21 protein-coding genes are annotated in these 18,643 nt (G+C 55.9%); 17 read left to right on the top strand and 4 right to left on the bottom strand.

The window, feature by feature from the left end; translation table 11 throughout:
* The first annotated feature begins 25 nt into the window (after positions 1–25).
* Positions 26–913 carry a M48 family metalloprotease gene (locus Q0362_RS04400; RefSeq protein WP_280805780.1) on the top strand — a complete coding sequence of 296 codons (888 nt, stop codon included), beginning with the start codon at positions 26–28 and terminating at the stop codon, positions 911–913.
* A gap of 17 nt (positions 914–930) precedes the next feature.
* Complete coding sequence (ilvA, locus tag Q0362_RS04395; RefSeq protein ID WP_298120268.1) at positions 931–2,175, top strand: threonine ammonia-lyase; 1,245 nt, start codon at positions 931–933, stop codon at positions 2,173–2,175.
* 52 nt (positions 2,176–2,227) lie between these two features.
* Here ilvA and greA read toward each other — a convergent pair whose 3' ends face one another.
* Complete coding sequence (gene greA, locus Q0362_RS04390) at positions 2,228–2,719, bottom strand: transcription elongation factor GreA (RefSeq protein WP_298120265.1); 492 nt, start codon at positions 2,717–2,719, stop codon at positions 2,228–2,230.
* A gap of 10 nt (positions 2,720–2,729) precedes the next feature.
* Positions 2,730–3,137: a DUF4307 domain-containing protein gene (locus Q0362_RS04385; protein WP_298120262.1), complete on the bottom strand. Its 408-nt coding sequence runs from the start codon at positions 3,135–3,137 to the stop codon at positions 2,730–2,732.
* Positions 3,138–3,223: 86 nt separating this feature from the next.
* Between Q0362_RS04385 and Q0362_RS04380 the strand changes: the two genes are divergently transcribed.
* Positions 3,224–3,427 carry a hypothetical protein gene (locus tag Q0362_RS04380; RefSeq protein WP_298120259.1) on the top strand — a complete coding sequence of 68 codons (204 nt, stop codon included), beginning with the start codon at positions 3,224–3,226 and terminating at the stop codon, positions 3,425–3,427.
* 4 nt (positions 3,428–3,431) lie between these two features.
* Positions 3,432–3,770 carry a TipAS antibiotic-recognition domain-containing protein gene (locus tag Q0362_RS04375; protein ID WP_298120257.1) on the top strand — a complete coding sequence of 113 codons (339 nt, stop codon included), beginning with the start codon at positions 3,432–3,434 and terminating at the stop codon, positions 3,768–3,770.
* Here the strand turns inward: Q0362_RS04375 and Q0362_RS04370 are convergent.
* A complete protein-coding gene (locus Q0362_RS04370; RefSeq protein WP_298120254.1) occupies positions 3,767–4,453 on the bottom strand; it encodes a hemolysin III family protein in 687 nt (228 codons plus the stop codon). The two genes, Q0362_RS04375 and Q0362_RS04370, sit on opposite strands and share 4 nt — an antisense overlap.
* A gap of 87 nt (positions 4,454–4,540) precedes the next feature.
* Between Q0362_RS04370 and Q0362_RS04365 the strand changes: the two genes are divergently transcribed.
* From Q0362_RS04365 to Q0362_RS04305, 13 genes are all read left to right on the top strand, one after another.
* Positions 4,541–5,317, top strand: a complete 777-nt coding sequence (locus Q0362_RS04365; protein ID WP_298120251.1) for an isoprenyl transferase — start codon at positions 4,541–4,543, stop codon at positions 5,315–5,317.
* Between the two features lie 102 nt (positions 5,318–5,419).
* On the top strand, positions 5,420–6,781 hold the full coding sequence (locus tag Q0362_RS04360) for a PhoH family protein (protein ID WP_298120248.1): 1,362 nt from the start codon (positions 5,420–5,422) through the stop codon (positions 6,779–6,781).
* A gap of 102 nt (positions 6,782–6,883) precedes the next feature.
* The gene (locus Q0362_RS04355) at positions 6,884–7,384 is read left to right on the top strand and encodes a prepilin peptidase (RefSeq protein WP_298120245.1); all 501 of its coding nucleotides are present in this window, start codon (positions 6,884–6,886) and stop codon (positions 7,382–7,384) included.
* 54 nt (positions 7,385–7,438) lie between these two features.
* Entirely contained in the window at positions 7,439–8,209 is a 771-nt protein-coding gene (locus Q0362_RS04350; protein WP_280794099.1) for an IclR family transcriptional regulator, read from the top strand.
* A gap of 122 nt (positions 8,210–8,331) precedes the next feature.
* Entirely contained in the window at positions 8,332–9,579 is a 1,248-nt protein-coding gene (locus tag Q0362_RS04345; RefSeq protein WP_298120240.1) for a cytochrome P450, read from the top strand.
* A gap of 28 nt (positions 9,580–9,607) precedes the next feature.
* A complete protein-coding gene (locus tag Q0362_RS04340) occupies positions 9,608–10,681 on the top strand; it encodes a PEP/pyruvate-binding domain-containing protein (RefSeq protein ID WP_298120237.1) in 1,074 nt (357 codons plus the stop codon).
* A 45-nt stretch (positions 10,682–10,726) separates the two neighbouring features.
* Entirely contained in the window at positions 10,727–12,550 is a 1,824-nt protein-coding gene (locus tag Q0362_RS04335) for a PEP-utilizing enzyme (protein ID WP_298120232.1), read from the top strand.
* 13 nt (positions 12,551–12,563) lie between these two features.
* On the top strand, positions 12,564–13,292 hold the full coding sequence (locus Q0362_RS04330; RefSeq protein ID WP_298120229.1) for an HD domain-containing protein: 729 nt from the start codon (positions 12,564–12,566) through the stop codon (positions 13,290–13,292).
* Positions 13,270–14,019, top strand: coding sequence for an SDR family NAD(P)-dependent oxidoreductase (locus Q0362_RS04325; protein WP_280794104.1), 750 nt, complete (start codon positions 13,270–13,272; stop codon positions 14,017–14,019). The genes Q0362_RS04330 and Q0362_RS04325 overlap by 23 nt, the downstream gene beginning before the upstream one ends.
* A gap of 28 nt (positions 14,020–14,047) precedes the next feature.
* On the top strand, positions 14,048–14,371 hold the full coding sequence (locus tag Q0362_RS04320; RefSeq protein WP_280794105.1) for a 2Fe-2S iron-sulfur cluster-binding protein: 324 nt from the start codon (positions 14,048–14,050) through the stop codon (positions 14,369–14,371).
* Between the two features lie 4 nt (positions 14,372–14,375).
* A complete protein-coding gene (locus Q0362_RS04315) occupies positions 14,376–15,614 on the top strand; it encodes an NAD(P)/FAD-dependent oxidoreductase (protein WP_298120224.1) in 1,239 nt (412 codons plus the stop codon).
* A 9-nt stretch (positions 15,615–15,623) separates the two neighbouring features.
* The gene (locus Q0362_RS04310) at positions 15,624–16,280 is read left to right on the top strand and encodes an HD domain-containing protein (protein ID WP_298120222.1); all 657 of its coding nucleotides are present in this window, start codon (positions 15,624–15,626) and stop codon (positions 16,278–16,280) included.
* 32 nt (positions 16,281–16,312) lie between these two features.
* Complete coding sequence (locus Q0362_RS04305) at positions 16,313–17,779, top strand: aldehyde dehydrogenase (RefSeq protein ID WP_298120219.1); 1,467 nt, start codon at positions 16,313–16,315, stop codon at positions 17,777–17,779.
* 3 nt (positions 17,780–17,782) lie between these two features.
* Here Q0362_RS04305 and Q0362_RS04300 read toward each other — a convergent pair.
* Positions 17,783–18,643: HAD-IIA family hydrolase (locus Q0362_RS04300; protein ID WP_298120217.1), on the bottom strand; the 861-nt coding region annotated here is incomplete at its 5' end.

Below are 18,643 nucleotides of genomic sequence, written 5' to 3'. Positions count from 1 at the left end.
CAGAACCCTCGAGAGCTAGAGCTCTATGTATTCCGCTATTGCTGCGAATAAGCGCAACACCATCTTCATCATGTTGGTGTTCCTCATCATCATTGGTGGCTTGGGCTGGTTCGCTGCCTATATGTATGGCGATATCAATATCGCCATCTTCACGGTGGTCATCGCTGCTGCCTACGCCTGGTTCCAGTACTACCTTGCTGGGTCCCAGGCGCTCTCGATGGCGGGTGCCATCGAGATTCAGAAGGCAGACAACCCCAGGTTGTTCCGAATCGTGGAGAACCTCTGCATTGCCACAGGCACTCCCATGCCCAAGGTCTACATCATCAATGATCAAGCCCCCAACGCCTTTGCAACGGGACGCGATCCACAGCATGCCTCGGTTGCTGCCACCTCTGGACTTCTTGATCTGATGGATGACGCTGAGCTCGAAGGCATCATGGCTCACGAGCTCGGTCACGTGCGCAACTACGACATTCGCGTCTCCATGATTGTGTTTGGTTTAGTTGTCGCCGTCGGTTTCCTCGCAGACATGCTTGTGCGCATGTCCTTCTTTGCTGGAAATCGCCGAGACGACAACGGTGGTGGCGGAAACCCTGTGGTGATGATCTTTGGCCTGGTGGCCATGATCATTGCCCCTTTGGTTGCCACCATGGTTCAGCTCGCGATTTCCCGCCAGCGTGAATACCTTGCAGATGCCACGGGAGCACTCACCACTCGCCACCCTGAAGCCTTGGCTAGTGCCCTGCAGAAGTTGGGCGCCTATGGACGCCCCATGCAAAAGCAGAGCTCGAGCATGGCTCACATGTGGATTGCAGACCCCGAGAAGCCAGGCCTGGCAGAGCGCATGCTCTCGACCCACCCACCCATCGCGGAGCGCATTGAGCGTCTCCACGAAATGGGTGGAAAGTTCTAGTGCCCTAAGATTTGGTTATGACCTCGAAGCACGTCGCTGGCCCCACTCTGGAAGAGTTTGAGGCTGCCCGCGCCACCGTGGCCAAGGTGGCACAGTCCACCCCGATGGAAACTTCTCGTTACCTCAGCAGCGTTCTGGGTTCGGAAGTCTTCCTCAAGTGCGAAAACCTGCAGCGCACCGGAAGCTACAAGCTCCGTGGTGCTTACAACCGTCTTTCCCAGCTCACCGCCGAAGAGCGAGCAAAAGGTGTCATTGCCGCATCCGCAGGCAACCACGCTCAGGGTGTGGCTCTCGCTGCTCGAGAGCTCGGAATCAAGGCGACCATCTTTATGCCTCTGGGTGTTGCTCTTCCCAAGCTCGAAGCAACTCGTGAATACGGTGCTGAGGTAGTTCTCACTGGAAACATCTTCAACGAGTCGCTCAAAGCTGCCAAAGATTTCGCTGCCGAGTCTGGCGCCATCTTCATTGCTCCTTTCGATCACGAGCACGTGGTTGCTGGTCAAGGAACTCTCGGTCTTGAAATCCTGGACGAAGTTCCTGACGTGGACACCATCATTGTTCCTATCGGTGGCGGTGGCCTCATCTCTGGTGTTGCCTCTGCAGTGAAGCAGAAGGCTGCCAAATTGGGCCGCACCGTGCGCATCATTGGTGTGCAGGCAGAGAACGCTTCGGCCTATCCCGCATCGCTGGCTGCTGGTGAACCCGTCACTGTGGATGTTCATCCCACGATTTGTGACGGTATTGCCGTTGCGCGCCCGGGAACTCTGAACTTCGAGATCATCAAGGACACCGTTGATGAAGTCGTCACCGTCTCTGACGATGACACCGCACGTGCATTGGTCATGCTGCTCGAGCGAGCAAAGCTCGTCGTCGAGCCAGCAGGTGCTGTGGGCGTTGCCGCCATCATGGCCAAGAAGATTAAGAAATCTGGAAAGACCGTAGCCATCCTCTCCGGTGGAAACATTGACCCTCTACTGCTTCAGCGCATCGTGGGTCACGGTCTTGCTGCCTCTGAGCGTTACCTCAAGCTCCGCGTCATGCTCCCTGACCGTCCCGGTCAGCTAGCTCGCACAGCAGAGATCGTCTCTGAGCAGAACGCCAACGTTGTTGAGGTACTTCACACTCGTCACGGACGCGGACTGCAGATCAGTGAAGTTGAGCTCGAACTCCACATCGAAACCCGTGGCAAGGAACACCGCAAGCAGGTCGTCAAGGCACTGCGCGATGAAGGTTTCAAGGTTCGCATTAGCGACGACATCTAAGTCTTAACGAACAACGCCTCCCCGTAGGGAGGCGTTGTTGTTTAAAGCTCAGTTAGCCGGTGAACGTGGCCACGTTGATAACCTCAACGGCAATGTCTTTGCCGTTAGGGGCAGTGAAGACAGTCTTCTCGCCGACCTTGAGGCCCAGGATGGCAGCACCCATGGGGCTGCTTTCGCTATAGACGGTGTAGTCGGTTCCGGCAGCAATCTCACGGTTACCGAGCAGGAACACAGATTCTTCGCCAGCAATGTTGGCGGTGATGACCGTTCCGGTCTCCACAATGCCGTGGCTCTCAGGAGCTTCGCCGACCTTGACGTCCTTGAGCAGTGCGGTCAGGGTGCGAATACGAGCTTCGATCTTTCCCTGCTCGTCCTTAGCAGCGTGGTAGCCACCGTTCTCCTTGAGGTCACCCTCTTCGCGGGCAGCTTCAATACGCTTGGCAATCTCTTCACGACCCTGAACGCTGAGGGTGTCGAGTTCTCCCTTGAGACGGTCATACGCCTCTTGGGTGAGCCATGTTTCTTTGATTTCTTCGCTAGCCATAGGTTTCAGCCTAGGTGAGCCAACAACGGTAAACCAAACCCGTGGTGGCGGGCTGGCTGGTGATGATGGTCTCTGAAATATCGCGGATGCGCTGCTCGGATGGTGGGTAGACAAAGACCTTCCACCCCACAATGGCAAAGGAAGTGTTCTGTGCTTGGATAGCGCAGGCCACTTCGTGGCCTGGCGTTGCCGTCAGCTCGAATTCCACGGTCACGCTCGTGTCCGTCAGGCTGTTGTAGCCGAGGTCTCTGGCTTCTGCTTTGGGGCCAAAGCCCATCGCGTCGGTACTGATGCCCCAGGCCATGACTGCAATGATGATCACTGCTGAGGTGATGATCACGCCGAGGTTGCGGCGGATGGGTCCCCGAGGAGTCGCTGGACGACCATAGCGGTCAGCGAGAGTGTTCTCGGTGCTCATGGGACTCCTTGTGCAAAGCGGGCTCACAGGTTTTCGGCGGTACGCTCTATATCAAGGCTATTGGCTAGAAACCCCTCGGAGGAACCGTGCTGTTTGCAGAAGAAACCATTGACCCACAGTTGGTCTCACCTGGTGCTGTTGGTTTCTTTGCCACCATCCTGGTTGCTGGCCTGACCTTGCTCTTGCTTCTGGACATGGTTCGCCGGATGCGCAAGGTCAACATGCGTGCAGACATTCAGTCCAAACTGGACGCTGAAGAAGCTGCCGAAGGTTCAGCCTCAGAGAAGTAGCGCAATGTCCAACCAGTTTGGGATGTATTCAGAGCAATACAGCAATGACTTCTCGAAAGAGCAGAACGAACAGTTCACAGCTGCTTTTGACGCCATTACACAGCAGTTTGTTGCTGGCATGAACGAAGGTTTGCCTGCGAGCGCTAATGCAGTCCAGGAAGCAGTGCGTCAGCACTACGAATTCACTTCCCAGTTCTGGAAGCCCACTCGCGAGGCCTACAAGAACTTGGCACTCAGTTACATCATGCCCTCGCCCTATCGGGATACCTATGAAGGTATTGCCGAAGGCCTAGGTAAGTATCACTACGACGCAATCGTCGTCTGGGCGGACAACAACCTCTAAGCGTTATAAGCGGGGTGCAGAGCAATCAGCAAGATTGCCGTCCAGTGGCACATAAATGCCACCACCGTGAGGGTGTGGAAAATCTCGTGGAAGCCGAAAACTCCAGGAATGGGGTTGGGCTTCTTCATGCCATAGATCACAGCACCTGCGGTGTACGCAAGACCACCCAGGATGACGAGCACCATCATGGCCACGTTGGCTTGGAAGAGGTCAACCACGTACATCATGGCGGCCCAGCCAAGCAGGATGTACAGAGCAACGTAGAGCCAACGTGGTGCGTGCACCCAGAACACCCGGAACAAGATTCCTAGAGTCGCACCAATCCAGACCATGACCAGCAGCAGCACGCCCTTGCTGGGTGGCAGCGCCAGTACCGCCAGAGGCGTATATGTACCGGCAATAAGCAAGAAGATGTTCGCGTGGTCAAAGCGCTTGAGCATGACCTTGGCCTTGGGGCTCCAATTGAAGCGGTGATAGAGCGCAGAGATCCCAAACAGCAAGAGCGAAGTGGTCATGAAGACTGCGGAGCTCCACTTTGCTGCGGGGCCATCAGCCAGCACAATCAGGACAATTCCCGCAGCTATAGCCAGGGGGAAGGTACCGGTGTGAATCCAGCCACGCCAGGTGGGCTTCACCTCAACGTGGGGGTAGGACTCAGCATCTTCGATTAGCGGCAAGCTCATGTTTTTCAGCCTACGCCTGTTGATTGTGACGAAGCTGGGCGTAGCCCCTGATGTTGAGGCTGTTGTTTCGGTAAAGTCGGGGACGTGATGTCGCGCGCAAATAAGACAGGTCTGCTCTACGGCCTGTACCAAAAGCGTCTGCGTCGGGGGCTCAACAAAGACAATCTTCCGCACCACATTGGAATGATTGTTGACGGCAACCGACGGTGGGCCAGGGAGCGGTTCTTAGAGAACCCTTCGCACGGTCACCGTGCGGGTGCCCAGAAGGTTCCCGAGTTCCTGGTGTGGTGTGACGAAATCGGCATTGGCATGGTCACGCTGTATCTTCTCTCCACAGATAACCTCACCGGTCGTGACCAGGGAGAGCTCGGAGAGCTCTACGGCATCATTGGCGAACTGGCAGAAGGCCTCTCGCATTTCCGCAACTGGAAAATCAACCACGTGGGTAAGGACGATGTCCTTCCGAAGGATCTTCTTGCGACACTTCTCGAGGCAGAAGATCGCACCAAGAACAACACTGGCCTGCACGTGAACCTGGCTATTGGTTACGGCGGCCGTGCCGAGATCGCTGACGCGGTGCGTAGCATCATCTCCGAACACCAAGGTCATGGCGGCAGCCTGGACCAGCTTGCAGACAAGCTCACCCCTGAACTCATCAGCGATCACCTCTACACCGGCGGACTGCCAGACCCTGACCTTGTGATTCGCACCTCCGGGGAACAGCGCCTGTCTGACTTCATGTTGTGGCAAAGCGCGCACTCTGAGTTCTACTTTGTGGAAGCGCTCTACCCCGACCTTCGAGAGGTGGATTTCCTTCGCGCGATGCGTGACTACTCACGTCGTGAACGTCGCTTCGGCGGCTAGAAACCTCATCGAGACCGACCGAACATTTCGTGCCGGTGACACTTAGATGAACACAGGGCGTGTCGTCACTGAAGTGTGTCTCCTCGGTCGTACTTTCATCACATGAGCCCACAAAGTAGTGGCGCTAAGACTGGTCAGTCCGGTCAGCGCCAGAAGTCCACTTCCTCATCTACAACCGAGCGTGTCTATGTCTTAGATACCTCGGTTTTGTTGTCTGACCCCCAGGCACTCTTCCGCTTCGCGGAGCATGCGGTGGTCATTCCCGTGGTGGTGATTAGTGAGCTCGAGAAGAAACGACATGATCCAGAAATCGGTTACTTCGCTCGTCAGGCACTGCGCATCCTTGACGACCTGCGCGTCAAGCACGAACGTCTCGACTTCCCCATCCCCATCGGGGAGGGCGGTTCGCTTCGAGTTGAGCTGAACCACTCCAACCAAGCAGTGCTTCCTTCGGGGCTCCAGCTCGGGGACAACGACAGCCGCATCTTGGCTGTCGCCATGAACCTCGCCAACGATGGCCTGAACGTCACCGTGGTGTCCAAAGACCTCCCCATGCGCGTCAAAGCATCATCCATTGGTATGAGTGCCGAGGAATACCGTGCTGAGCTTGCTGTCGACAGTGGCTGGACCGGCATGGAAGAGATCACCCTCAGCGCTGATGAGATGGCTGTTCTCTATGAAGAAGAAGTCATTCGCACCAGCGTTGTGAAAGACACCCCCATCAACACCGGGCTCGTGATCCACTCCGACCGGGGCTCTGCACTGGGTCGTGTGACAGATCGCGGCGAGATCAACCTCATCCGCGCTGACCGCGACCTGTTCGGGCTGCACGGCCGTTCGGCCGAGCAGCGCCTCGCTATCGACATGTTGCTAGACCCCAGCATGGGAATCATCTCCATGGGTGGATCTGCAGGAACTGGTAAGTCAGCTCTGGCGCTGTGTGCCGGGCTGGAAGCAGTGCTCGAGCGCCAGCAGCACAAGAAGATCATCGTGTTCCGTCCTCTCTATGCAGTAGGTGGCCAAGAACTTGGTTACCTCCCTGGTGACAAGGACGAGAAGATGAACCCCTGGGGTCAAGCAATCTTTGACACCCTCGGTGCTCTCGTCTCGGACAACGTGATGAATGAGGTCGTGGACCGCGGCATCCTCGAGGTGCTTCCACTGACCCACATCCGTGGCCGTTCACTCCACGATGCCTTCGTCATCGTGGATGAGGCGCAGTCTCTAGAGCGCAATGTTCTCCTGACGGTGCTCAGCCGTATTGGTCAGAACTCCCGTGTGATCTTGACCCACGATGTTGCCCAGCGAGACAACCTCCGGGTTGGCCGCCATGACGGTATCGCCAGCGTGATTGAAAGCCTCAAGGGTCAACCCCTCTTTGGTCACATCACCCTGACCCGCTCCGAGCGCTCCGCAATCGCCGCGCTCGTCACCGACCTCCTGGAGCGCCAGGAAGTCCTCTAAACGCCACGCGAATAGTCGGGGAGGAGAACACTCTTCGTCGGCTCACCCGCGGACTGTGGAAAGCCCTCGCCAAGCGAGGGCTTTCTGCATTAGTGTCTGGGCATGACGCTGTGGCAAATCATTCCCCTCGCTTACCTCGCGGTGGTGACGATTCCGTTAGTGCGTATTGATTGGAAGACCCACAAGCTCCCTAATGTGTGGGTGATGCCTGGTTATGCGGCACTGGTCATTGCGTGGATTGGCGTCTGGATGACCACGGGTGAATACCCGATGATTCCGGCGATTGCTGCTGCCGGATACTTCACCTTCATGCTGTTGCTCAGCTATGGCGGCGGGATGGGCATGGGAGACGTGAAACTCGCTGGCCTACTGGGAGGCGCAGCAGGACTTATTGGTGTCCCAGCGGCCATCTTGTCGCCTGTGCTGGCCTTTGTTGCCGGGGGAGTGGCGTCACTTGTGGTGCTGATTGCCACGTTCGCCAAGCGCTCTGATCTTCCGTTGAAGCAAGCATGGGAAGTGACCAAGCAGACTCGGATTCCTTTTGGGCCCTTTATGTTGTTGGGATTCTGGGTAGCGGCAGCCCTGATCTTTTTCGTTGAATGAAATGAGCACGTCTCATTACACTGAAGGTGCGGGTTACAAATAGGAGGTGACCGCATGGGTGACGCAGAGATTCGCGAGAGCGGGCAGTCAGTTACCTCGCGCGCGCTGAGTATTCTCGCTGCCTTTGAAAACACCACCGGTTCTCTCTCTGTCTCGCGTATTGCTCAGCGAGCTCATTTGCCTCTGTCGACTACTTACCGCCTGATTGCGGAGTTGGAAGAGTGGGGTGGGCTACGCCGCGGTTCTGATGGCAAATATCAGATTGGCTTCCGCATTTGGGAGCTGGGACAGATGGCGGGACGTCGCTTGCGCGACCGTGCCCACCCTTTCTTGCAGGACTTGTTTGAACTTGCTCACGAGAACGTTCACATGGCTATTCGTGAGGGTGTTCAGTCTCTCTACGTCGACAAGATTTATGGCACCAAGCACATGCCGAAGATTTCTCGTCTCGGCGGCCGTTTACCTCTCCACGCCACTGCAGTGGGCAGGCTTTTGCTGGCTTCCCAGCCCGACTGGTTCGTTGATGCTTATCTCGAGCGTGAACTCGAAGCGCCTACGCCCAAGACGGTGACCGATCCAGTTGAACTGCGCGCCATCATCGAAGAAGTGCGTGCAACCAACTACTCCGTGACAAACGAACAGATGCGCCTGGATGCCATGTCCTTGGCGGTTCCTGTGGTCTTCAACGGGGGAGTTGTGGCGGCCGTGGGCCTTGTATTTGACTCACACCGCTCGCGAGAAGTGCCACGCCTACTTCCCATGCTGCGAGGCACGGTGGAGCGCATTGAAAACGTCATGCGCGGCGGCACTGCAGGCCTGCACTAACGCCCGTTTTTCCACTTACACAAACAGACATCTAACTTTCTCATTCAATGAGAAGTTTTTGTATACGCCACTTGATATTCGTTACAAGATGAATTCATACGTATTCAAGGAGGAATGTGTTTATGTCGAACACAGTTGTTGACGAAGTCCAAATGGGTAAGAACTACCACGGATTCGTGCCATTCAAACTGACCGATCCCTTCCCTGCATGTGAAGAACTCCGTGCTGAAGCTCCTGTCATGTGGGATGACCGCATCAACATGTTCGTTGTCTCTCGCTACGAAGACGTCAAGTATGTCTTTGACAACTGGGAGCTCTTCTCCTCTAAAGACGCACAGGCTCCCATCCGCCCCCTTGGCGCATCCGCCAAGAAGGTCATGGAAGAAGGTAAGTTCACCACTTACTCAGGTCTTTCTGCCCGCATTCCGCCAGAGCACACCCGCATCCGTGAGGTTGCCACCAAGGCATTCACTCCTCGCCGCTACAAGGTTCTTGAACCCTACATTCGTGAAAATGCTGATCGCCTGATTGAAACCATGAAGGCTAAGGGCACCAACTCCGGTGACATCCTTCCTGAACTGGCATGGGATCTCCCTACACTCACCATCTTTGCCCTGATTGGTGTCCCCGTGGACATGATTGAACAGGTCAAAGAGTGGGCCGGTTCTCGTGCAACTCTGACCTGGGGCGACCTCAGTGATGAAGAGCAGATCCCACACGCACACAACATGGTTGCCTACTGGAACTTCTGCCAGAAGCTCGTTGCTGACGCCAAGGTGACCCCAGGTGACAACCTGGTGACTGACCTGGTCAACCTGCAGGCTGCTGGCGATGACATCTCTGATCACGAGATCGCATCTTTCCTCTACAGCCTTCTCTTTGCAGGCCACGAGACCACCACCACCTTGATTTCCAACTCGGTCGTTCAGCTCATGCAGAACCCCACCGCATGGGAAGCCATCAAGGCAGACCCTTCAAAGATCCCGGGTGCAGTGGAAGAAGTACTGCGCACCGCAGGGTCAATCTTCTCCTGGCGTCGTACCGCCATGGTCGACACCGAGATCAACGGTGTCGCTATCCCCAAGGAATCGCAGATTCTGGTCCTGATGGGTTCAGCAAACCGCGACCCAGAGATGTTCCCAAACCCCAACAACTTCGATATCACTCGCGAGAACGCTCGTCAGCACCTCTCCTTCGGATTCGGTATTCACTACTGCATCGGAAACATGCTTGGAAAGCTGCAGACCAAGGTTGCTCTCGAAGAATTGGTCAAAAATGTGCCAACTATGCAACTCGCGCCCGGAACTGACATTGAGTTCGGAGACAACCTCTCCTTCCGTGTTCCCGTCGCTGTACCCGTCGTCTGGTAATCACCACAACCCTCTAAGGAATCAAGCAATGTCGCTTTACTCTTTCCCGTTTGACAGCACGGAAACTCCCGAGCACGATCGCCTCGGCGGTAAGTGCACCTCGTTGGTCATCATGACCAACGCCGGTATGCCTGTGCCTCCCGGATTCGCCGTCACCACCGACGCTTTCGACGCTGTGATGAACGACACCAAGCTGCACGACCAGATTGCCGCTCACCTCAAGGGTCTGGATTACAACAACCCAGCTGAGTTGGACCGCCAGGCTGCACTCATTCGTGAGCTCATCTTGACTCAGGAAGTTCCTGAAGCCGTGCGCCTCGAAGTTGTGGCTGCGTACAACCGTCTGATGGAGATTTGTGGCGGAGAAGTACCTGTTGCTGTTCGTTCCTCTGCAACCGCGGAAGACCTCCCTGACGCGAGCTTCGCTGGCCAACAAGACACCTATCTTTGGATTATTGGTGAGCACAACGTGATGCAGAAGGTCCGCGAATGCTGGGCTTCTCTCTACACCGCACGTGCCATCAGCTACCGCGAAGCAAACAACATCCCCAGCGAAGGCCTTTCTATCGCTGTGGCTGTGCAGAAGATGGTCAACTCACGTTCTTCAGGAGTTGCCATGACCATCGACCCCACCACCGGTGACCGCACCAAGATCGTGATCGACTCCAGCTGGGGCCTCGGCGAAATGGTTGTTTCTGGTGAAGTTACCCCCGACAACTACGTCGTGGACAAGGTCATGCTCTCTGTGGTTCGCCGCATTGTTTCTGACAAGCACGAAGAGCTCGTTCCCAACGGCCGTGGTGGCATCGTCCGCCGCGAGGTTGAGGAAGAGCGTCGTAACTCTCCCAGCTTGAGCGAAGAAGAGATCGTCTCTGTCGCCAAGCTCGCTAAGGCAGCCGACAAGCACTATGGCTGCGTTCAAGACGTCGAATGGGCGATCGATGCCGATCTGCCCGATGGCGCAAATGTTCTTCTTCTGCAAAGCCGCCCCGAAACGGTGTGGTCACAGAAGGAGACGCCGGTAGCAAATCTTTCTGGCGGAGCAGGAATCGAGGCCATCACGCGCTCGCTTCTGGCTTCGATAGAAAAAAACAAAAAGTAGTACTACTTCACCACCCACCTCGAGAAAAGAAGAAAGGTCGTCGCAATGTCGCCACGTGCCGCTAAGAGCTTCCCCTCGCCATACTCACTCAAGACCCCTAAGGGTGCTGAGGGATGGCAAGAGCTCTACCCCTATTACCTGGTTTTCCAGGACAGCCAGCGTAAGGAAGAAGAAGCCAAGTTCTGGTTCTGCGATTCCCAGCACTGGCCCAACGTGTTCAAGCCTTTCGAGGTTATTGGTGTGGAGTTCGCTTCTCGCTGCCTCGGTGCTTACAACACTCGCCACTACATTGTTCCCCCAGCGAACGGTATCGACTTCCGTATCCACATGGGTTACAACTACTTCAGCCCCGTCGGTGTAGCTCCTGAGCTCATCGGTGACCGTGTTCCTCACTTCATGGAGCGTGCTGGTCACTACTTCCAGAACTGGGGCGACCTGCTCGAGAACTGGAAGAAGAAGGTTCTCAAGAACATCGAAGAGATCGACGCGATCAACTTCGAAGCACTTCCTGACATGGTTCCTCTTGAAGACATCAAGAGCGGTAAGGGTATGGACCCTTCCGTTCAGATGTTCGAAGACTACGACCGTCTGATCAGCCTTGTGTACCGCAACTGGGAGCACCACTTCGAGTTCCTCAACCTCGGTTACGTTGCGTACCTTGACTTCTTCGGTTTCTGCAAGGAAGCATTCCCCGGAATCCCCGACCTCGCTATCGCCAAGATGGTTATGGGTGTGGACTCGGTACTCTTCCGTCCAGATGACGAGCTCAAGAACCTTGCTGACCTTGCTGTGAAGCTGGGCCTCACCGCACAGTTCGCAGGTCACATCAACGCTGAGAAGACTCTTGCAGCAATTGCAGCAGCCCCCAAGGGTGCTGAATGGCTCAAGGCATTCGAAGACGCTAAGGACCCTTGGTTCAACTACACCGTAGGTAACGGTTTCTATGGAACCGACGTTTACTGGCGTGACAACCTCGACTTGCCAGTGGGATACATCGCTGACTACGTTGAGCGCGCAGCAAAGGGCGAGCAGCTCCACCGCCCCAAGGACGCACTCATCGTTGAGCGTGACCGTATTGCTGGCGAATACGCTGAAGCACTCTCGGGCGAAGCAATGGAGACCTTCCAGGGCAAGCTCGGCCTCGCACGCGCTGTGTACCCCTACGTAGAAGACCACAACTTCTACATCGAGCACTGGACAATGGGTGTCTTCTGGCGCAAGGTTCGCCAGCTTGGACAGCTCCTCGCTGACCAGGGCTTCTGGGCAAACGCAGAAGACATTCTGTACATCGACCGCAACCGTGTTCGCGAAGTCATGTTTGACTACGCAAACGCATGGGCAGTCGGTACCGAGCCCATCGGTCCTAAGTACTGGCCAGCAGAAATTGCTCGCCGTGCAAAGATCGTGAACGCTCTGGCACAGAACCGTCCAGCACCTGCATTCAACGAGCCTCCTGCTGAGATCAGCGAGCCCTTCACCGTCATGCTGTGGGGTATCACTACTGATCAGGTTCAGCAGTGGCTTGGTGCCGACTCTGGCAACAAGAACGAACTCAAGGGTATGGCTGCATCTGGTGGTGTAGCAGAAGGTAAGGCTCGCGTTATCTTCAGCCCTGACCAGCTCGGCGAACTCGAGCAGGGTGAAATTCTGGTTGCTCCTGTTACTGCTCCTTCATGGGGTCCAGTATTCGGAAAGATCAGTGCTACCGTCACCGACATCGGCGGAATGATGTCTCACGCAGCTATCGTCTGCCGTGAGTACGGACTCCCTGCTGTGACCGGTACCGGTAACGCTTCGACCACCATCAAGACTGGTATGACGTTGCGTGTCGATGGCACCAACGGAACCGTCGAGATCATCAAGAAGTAGCACTCACCACACCATGAAGCGCGTATCCCGTTCCCCCGTCAACCACTTAGGTCGCGACGTCTCCCACAAGATTCCTTCGTGGCAGAACGTCCCCGGCCTGGTGGCCATGGGGGAGCGGGATGCTCGCATCTGGGAGCTCGCAACTCCCTACCTGCAAACCCGCGATAACGATGTACACACTTTGTACTCCTTCGCTATCGCCAACCAGCTTGTCACTCGCATCCCTGAAGCTAACGAGCACATCGTGCTTCCGGCGATCATCTTGCATGACACCGGTTGGTCCACCGTGGACGAGCAGATCGCCTTCCAGGCGATTGCTCCTGACCGCGATGGAACCTACAACTGGGCTGTGTACCAGCACGAAAAAGAGGGCGCTCGCATTGCCCGGGAAATCCTGACTGAGGTCGGATATGCCGAAGCGGATATTGATGAAATCTGCGAGATCATTGACGGCCACGACACTCGTCTGACTTCTCTCAGTACCAATGACTCCTGCGTGAAAGACGCAGACAAGATTTGGCGAGTCTCACCCCACGGCATCGATGTTGCGATGCCACGGTTTGGACTCGACCGGGATGAATCCCTGCGGATCAATGCATACCGCGCCTATGACGACCTATTCACTGATGCGGGTAAAGCCATGTCCTTGGCAATTATTGCCCTGGAGTCCATGGACATCAGCATTCAGATGAAAGAGATGCAAGAAAGAGGACGTGCCAATGTCACAACAACTGACTGGTAAAACTGTCATCATCACCGGTGCCGCCGGTGGGCTAGGCCGTGCATTCGCACTCGGCTTTGCCCGCGAAGGTGCGAACCTAGTGATTGCAGACATGAACGCCGCCGGTGCTGCAGAGACAGTTGCTCTGGTTGAAGCAGAAGGCGTGAAGGCGATTGCGGTTTCGGTGAACGTCGCAGATAAGGCCAGCTGTGAAGCCATGGTGCAGTCCACACTGGACGCTTTTGGTTCAGTTGATGTACTCATCAACAACGCTGCAATTTATGCCACCCTCGAACGCAGTGACTTCTGGGACATTGACCCCGACGAATGGGACAAGGTCATGGCTGTCAACGTCAAGGGTCCCTGGCTTGCTTCCGCTGCCTGCTACAAGCACATGGATGGCGGAGCCATCATCAACATTGCGTCAGCTACCTTCTTCAGCGGTTCACCACTGTGGATGCACTACGTGACCTCTAAGGGTGCACTCGTAGGTATGACTCGAGTCATGGCCCGCGAAGCAGGGGCCAAGAACGTCACCGTGAATGCGATTGCTCCTGGCTTTACCCTCACCGAGGCAAGCCTGGCTCAAATCGATGACGCTGCCAACTACGGTGTGAGTAGCCGCTCTATCAAGCGCGCCAGCCAGCCTGAAGACATCGTGGGCACCGCCCTTTTCCTTGCCAGTAGCAATGCCGGCTACATCACAGGCCAGACCATCATCGTTGATGGTGGCAAGCAGTTCATCTAAACCCTCCAGAAAGACAAGAAGACACATCATGCCCTCAGTTACCTATATCTCCCCAGACGGAACCGAAACCACTCTCGAAGCACGCGTGGGCGACTCTGTCATGGACACTGCTGTGAAGAACGGCGTCAAGGGCATCGTTGCTGAGTGCGGTGGCGCATGTGCATGTGCAACCTGCCACGTTTACGTTGATGAAGCTTTCTTGGCGGAGGCCGGCGAAGCTGGCCCTCTCGAGGATGACATGCTCGACGGTGCTGCTTCGGAGCGCACCAACTGCTCTCGCCTGAGCTGCCAGATCAAGATGAGCGACGCGCTCGATGGTCTCAAGGTGACCATCGCTCCCGAACAGGTCTAATTCCATGTCAGAGCACATCCTCATCATTGGTGGCGGCCAGGCAGGAATGCAGATTGCCGTCACGCTCCGTGAGGAAGGCTTTGACGGCTCCGTCACCATTGTCGGAGAAGAACACCACGGTCCGTATCAGCGCCCGCCCCTCTCTAAGGCATACCTTGCTGGAGAGGCTGACGCTGAGACTCTGGAGCTGCGTAATCCCCAGTTCTATGTCGACAACAATATTGTCGTCATCCCTTCGGAGAAGGTTGTTTCACTCGCGTGGGGTGAAAAGCACGGTGTTGCCACGACCGAAACCGGTCGTGAGCTGCCCTTTGACAAGCTCGCACTTGCTACCGGCTCCGACCCCAAGCGGTTGACCTGCGAGGGTGCAGACCTCGATGGTGTGCTTTACATGCGTGGGCTGGATGACGCAAACGAGTTGAAAGCCCGCTGGGAGAAGATCCACAACATCGTGGTCATCGGTGGCGGCTTTATTGGTCTTGAAGTTGCTGCTGTAGCTCGCAAATATAACAAGCACGTCACTGTGGTTCACTCGCGCGACCGATTAATGTCTCGTGCTGTAGGTCCTGTGGTGAGTGAATTCTTCCTCGAAGCCCACATCAAGCGTGGTGCCGAGGTACTTCTTGACTCCAAGGTCACCAAGCTTCACGGTGAGAGCGGCACTGTCTCTGGAGTTGAACTCGCAGATGGCACCGTCATCCCCGCTGATGCAGTGATGGTTGGCATTGGTGTTTCCCCTCGCGGTGAACTTGCTACCCAGCTAGGCCTAGAAGTCAGCGATAACGGCGCCATTGTGGTCGACTCTCACGCTCGAACCTCAGACCCTCGTGTTGTTGCCTGCGGTGACGTTGCGTTGCTTCCTCACCCGTTGACTGGTGAGGGAATGGTCATGCTCGAGTCCGTTCAGAACGCGGTGGACCAAGCAAAGCTTGCAGCAAAGTCATTACTCGGTGGCTCGGAGGAATATCACGCTGTTCCGTGGTTCTGGAGTGACCAGGCAGAGCTGAAGCTCCAGATGGCGGGCCTTTCGCAAGGATTTGACCAGCAGGTTGTCCGCGGAAACCCTGACGAAGACAAGTTCAGCGTTCTGTATTACAAGAATGGCCGCATCATCGCCGTTGATGCCGTCAACGACGTTCTCGACTATATGGCGGTGCGCCGTGCATTGACCGCCGGCCAGAACATCCCTGCCGATTTAGCAGCAGACTCCTCTGTTGCATTGAAGACACTCGTCACTGACTAACGAAGGCGCATGATGGAATTCACACACTCCCTGAAGGATGTTCCCACTTTGGGTAACGGGGCACTCCCCACTGGCACCTATGACAGCGTCGACAACATCTGGAAAGCCGTTGAGCCCTTCACCCGCTCACGCATGAATGACATCCACTTGCCGCTGACACTCCTCTTTGCAGAGTTCTTGCTCGACGTTCACCCGGAGGCTGATCCACAGGTCACCCGCGTTGCAGCGATGCTGCATGACGCTGGTTGGGCTCGAGTCGATGAGGACAAGATTCTCTCCGAAGGTTTCCGCAGCGAAAACTTTATGACCAGCGATGTTCGTGTTCAGCACGAAATCTTTGGTTGTGACATTGCCCGTGAAATTCTTCCTGGCTGTGGCTATGACGATGAGTTCATCAAGAAAGTGACCGACATTATTGACGGTCACGACACTCGTCCCGTCAGCCACAGCATCGAGGACTCGATCATGCGCGATGCAGACCGCCTCTGGCGCTTCAACCCTGTCGGTCTGGGCTTCTCCGCTGAATGGTTCGGTAAGACACCTCAGCAGATTCGACTCAAGCTGGAACAAGACATCATGCCCGAGATGATTACCCCCACCGGCCGCGCCATGGCCGAAGCCGAGTTGCAGCACTCCATTCGTGTGCTCTGCCTCGACGTTCTCTAAAACTTCAGAAACACAATCGAAACGGATTCCCCATGACTGCATTAGAGATGTACACCGACGACCTGTTTTATGGTGGCCAATGGGTCAAGTCTGGTTCCGGTGTCTTCATTGATGTGACCGACCCTGCGACGGAAGAAATCTGGGCACAGGTTCCCGCAGCAGACGAAGCCGACATCAACAAGGCAGTTGCTGCGGCATCTGCTGCATTCCGAGGTAAGGGATGGCGCGATATCAGCGCCGACGAGCGTGGAAACTACATGCGCAAGCTCGCTGATGAGTTCGAAGCTCGCGCAGAGGCACTCGCCAACATCATCACCAGCGAAAATGGAACACCCATTTCTGAGACCCGCTTGGCGGCTGGTCACGGTGCTGGTCTTCTTCGTTACTACGCAGGTCTGGGTGACTTTGTCGATAAGACAGACTCCCGCCCTTACCCTGACCGTCCAGGACACTACACGGAGGTTCACCGCCACCCCCGTGGCGTTGCGGCACTTATTGCTCCCTGGAACTACCCCGTTGCTTTGGTCATGATCAAGCTGGCTCCTGCACTCATTGCTGGCTGCACCGTCGTGATTAAGCCTGCAAGTGAAACACCTCTCGATCTGCGCATCCTGATGGAAGCATCTGTTGCTGCGGGACTTCCAGAAGGTGTCATTAACCTGGTTACTTGTACTCGTCACACCGTGGGCGCTCTCGTGGAGCACCCTGACGTGGCAAAGGTTGCCTTCACCGGTTCAACCGAGGTCGGTCGCTTCCTGGCAGAGCAGTGCGGACGTCTCCTCAAGCCTGTAACTCTGGAACTCGGTGGCAAGTCCGCCAGTATCGTGCTGGAAGACGCTGACATGGAGTTCTTTGCCAAGTCGGTAACCCGCACCAGCCTTCGCAACACGGGCCAGACCTGTTACAACGCCACCCGTATTCTTGCTCCCCAGTCTCGTTACGACGAGGTTGTGGACGCAGTTGCAAGTGCAGTCAACAACTCTCAGCAGGGTGACCCCTTCAATGAGAAGACCGTCTTTGGCCCCTCTGCTTCCAAGAAGCAGTTCGACACGGTGACCAATTACATCAAGATCGGCCAAGAAGAGGGTGCCCGCGTGGCCACCGGTGGCTCAGGCCGCCCTGAGGGTCTCGACCGCGGTTACTTCGCTAAGCCCACTGTCTTTGCCAACGTGGATAACTCCATGCGTGTGGCACAGGAAGAAATCTTTGGTCCAGTGCTCGTAGTTGTTCCCTATAAGGATGAGCAAGATGCTGTGCGCATTGCGAACCAGTCGCCGTACGGCCTGGGTGGAAATATCTTCACTACCGACACTGACCACGGTGCTGAGCTTGCAGCTCAGATCGAGACTGGGTCGATGGGAATTAACTTCTACGCATCCAACCTGGCAGCACCGTTCGGTGGTTGGAAGGATTCAGGTGTGGGTATGGAATACGGTCCCGAAGGCATCAATGCCTACACTCGCCTGCAGTCCATTCACCGCGTGGGTGAAGCCAAATAATTCTTAGCTGTTGTCAGCCTGTGTAAACAGATCAACCAGTTCGGTCATGCTGTTCACGATCAGTTCTGGCTGAACGGATGGGTCTGCATTCTCGGCATCTTCACGTGAGCTTGTGCCGGTAAGAACCAGGCCTGCCAAAGCGCCTGCATTGCGCGCCATGGTGGATTCGAGCTTGATGTCGTCACCGATAACCAGGATGTTCTCCTGAGGAGTACCCAAGACACGGCTGACCACATTCATCGAGTGCTGAGAAGGCTTACCGAGGATCTCAAAGTCCTTCTTGCCTGTAACAAACAGGAGGCCGGAGGTAATAAAGCCAGAGACGCCGACGTTGAGGCGGTCAGCAGAAGCAAACATAGGCGCATAGCTGGTGCAGTAGAGCTCTGCACCATCACGGATAGCTTCAGCAGCGAGCTGGATCTTGTCCTTGCCGAAATTGGTGTCCCACCCAATCACCACGGCAACTGCTCCGTGCTTGGCGCCTTTGATGGCGGCAGGAACATCAACGACGTTCACGCCGCGCTCGCGGAAGTCTTCCAACATGCCTTCAGCGGCAAAGACAAGGATGGGCTGGTCGCCATACTTTTCCTTCATGACCTCGGCTGCGACAACTGCAGGGGTGAAGACGAGCTCATCTGGAATGTTAAAGCCCATGTCACGCAGGTGGTGAGCAATCTCCTTGGGACGCTGTGCTGTTCCGTTGGTGAACACACAATATGCACGGCCAGTGTCTTGGGCGAGCTTGATGGATTCAATGGCGCCCGGAAGCACACTTCCGCCAGCGCCGCTGGGGCCATCTGAGATGACGAGGCAGCCATCAATGTCGAACATGATGCCCTGGGTTGCCTTGAGGCGGGGGAGAAG

It is taken from the genome of uncultured Aurantimicrobium sp., from assembly GCF_936931525.1.
In the GTDB taxonomy this organism is placed as follows: domain Bacteria; phylum Actinomycetota; class Actinomycetes; order Actinomycetales; family Microbacteriaceae; genus Aurantimicrobium.
Note: the sequence above shows the minus strand (reverse complement) of the source record. Positions and strands in the feature narration are given on the sequence as shown.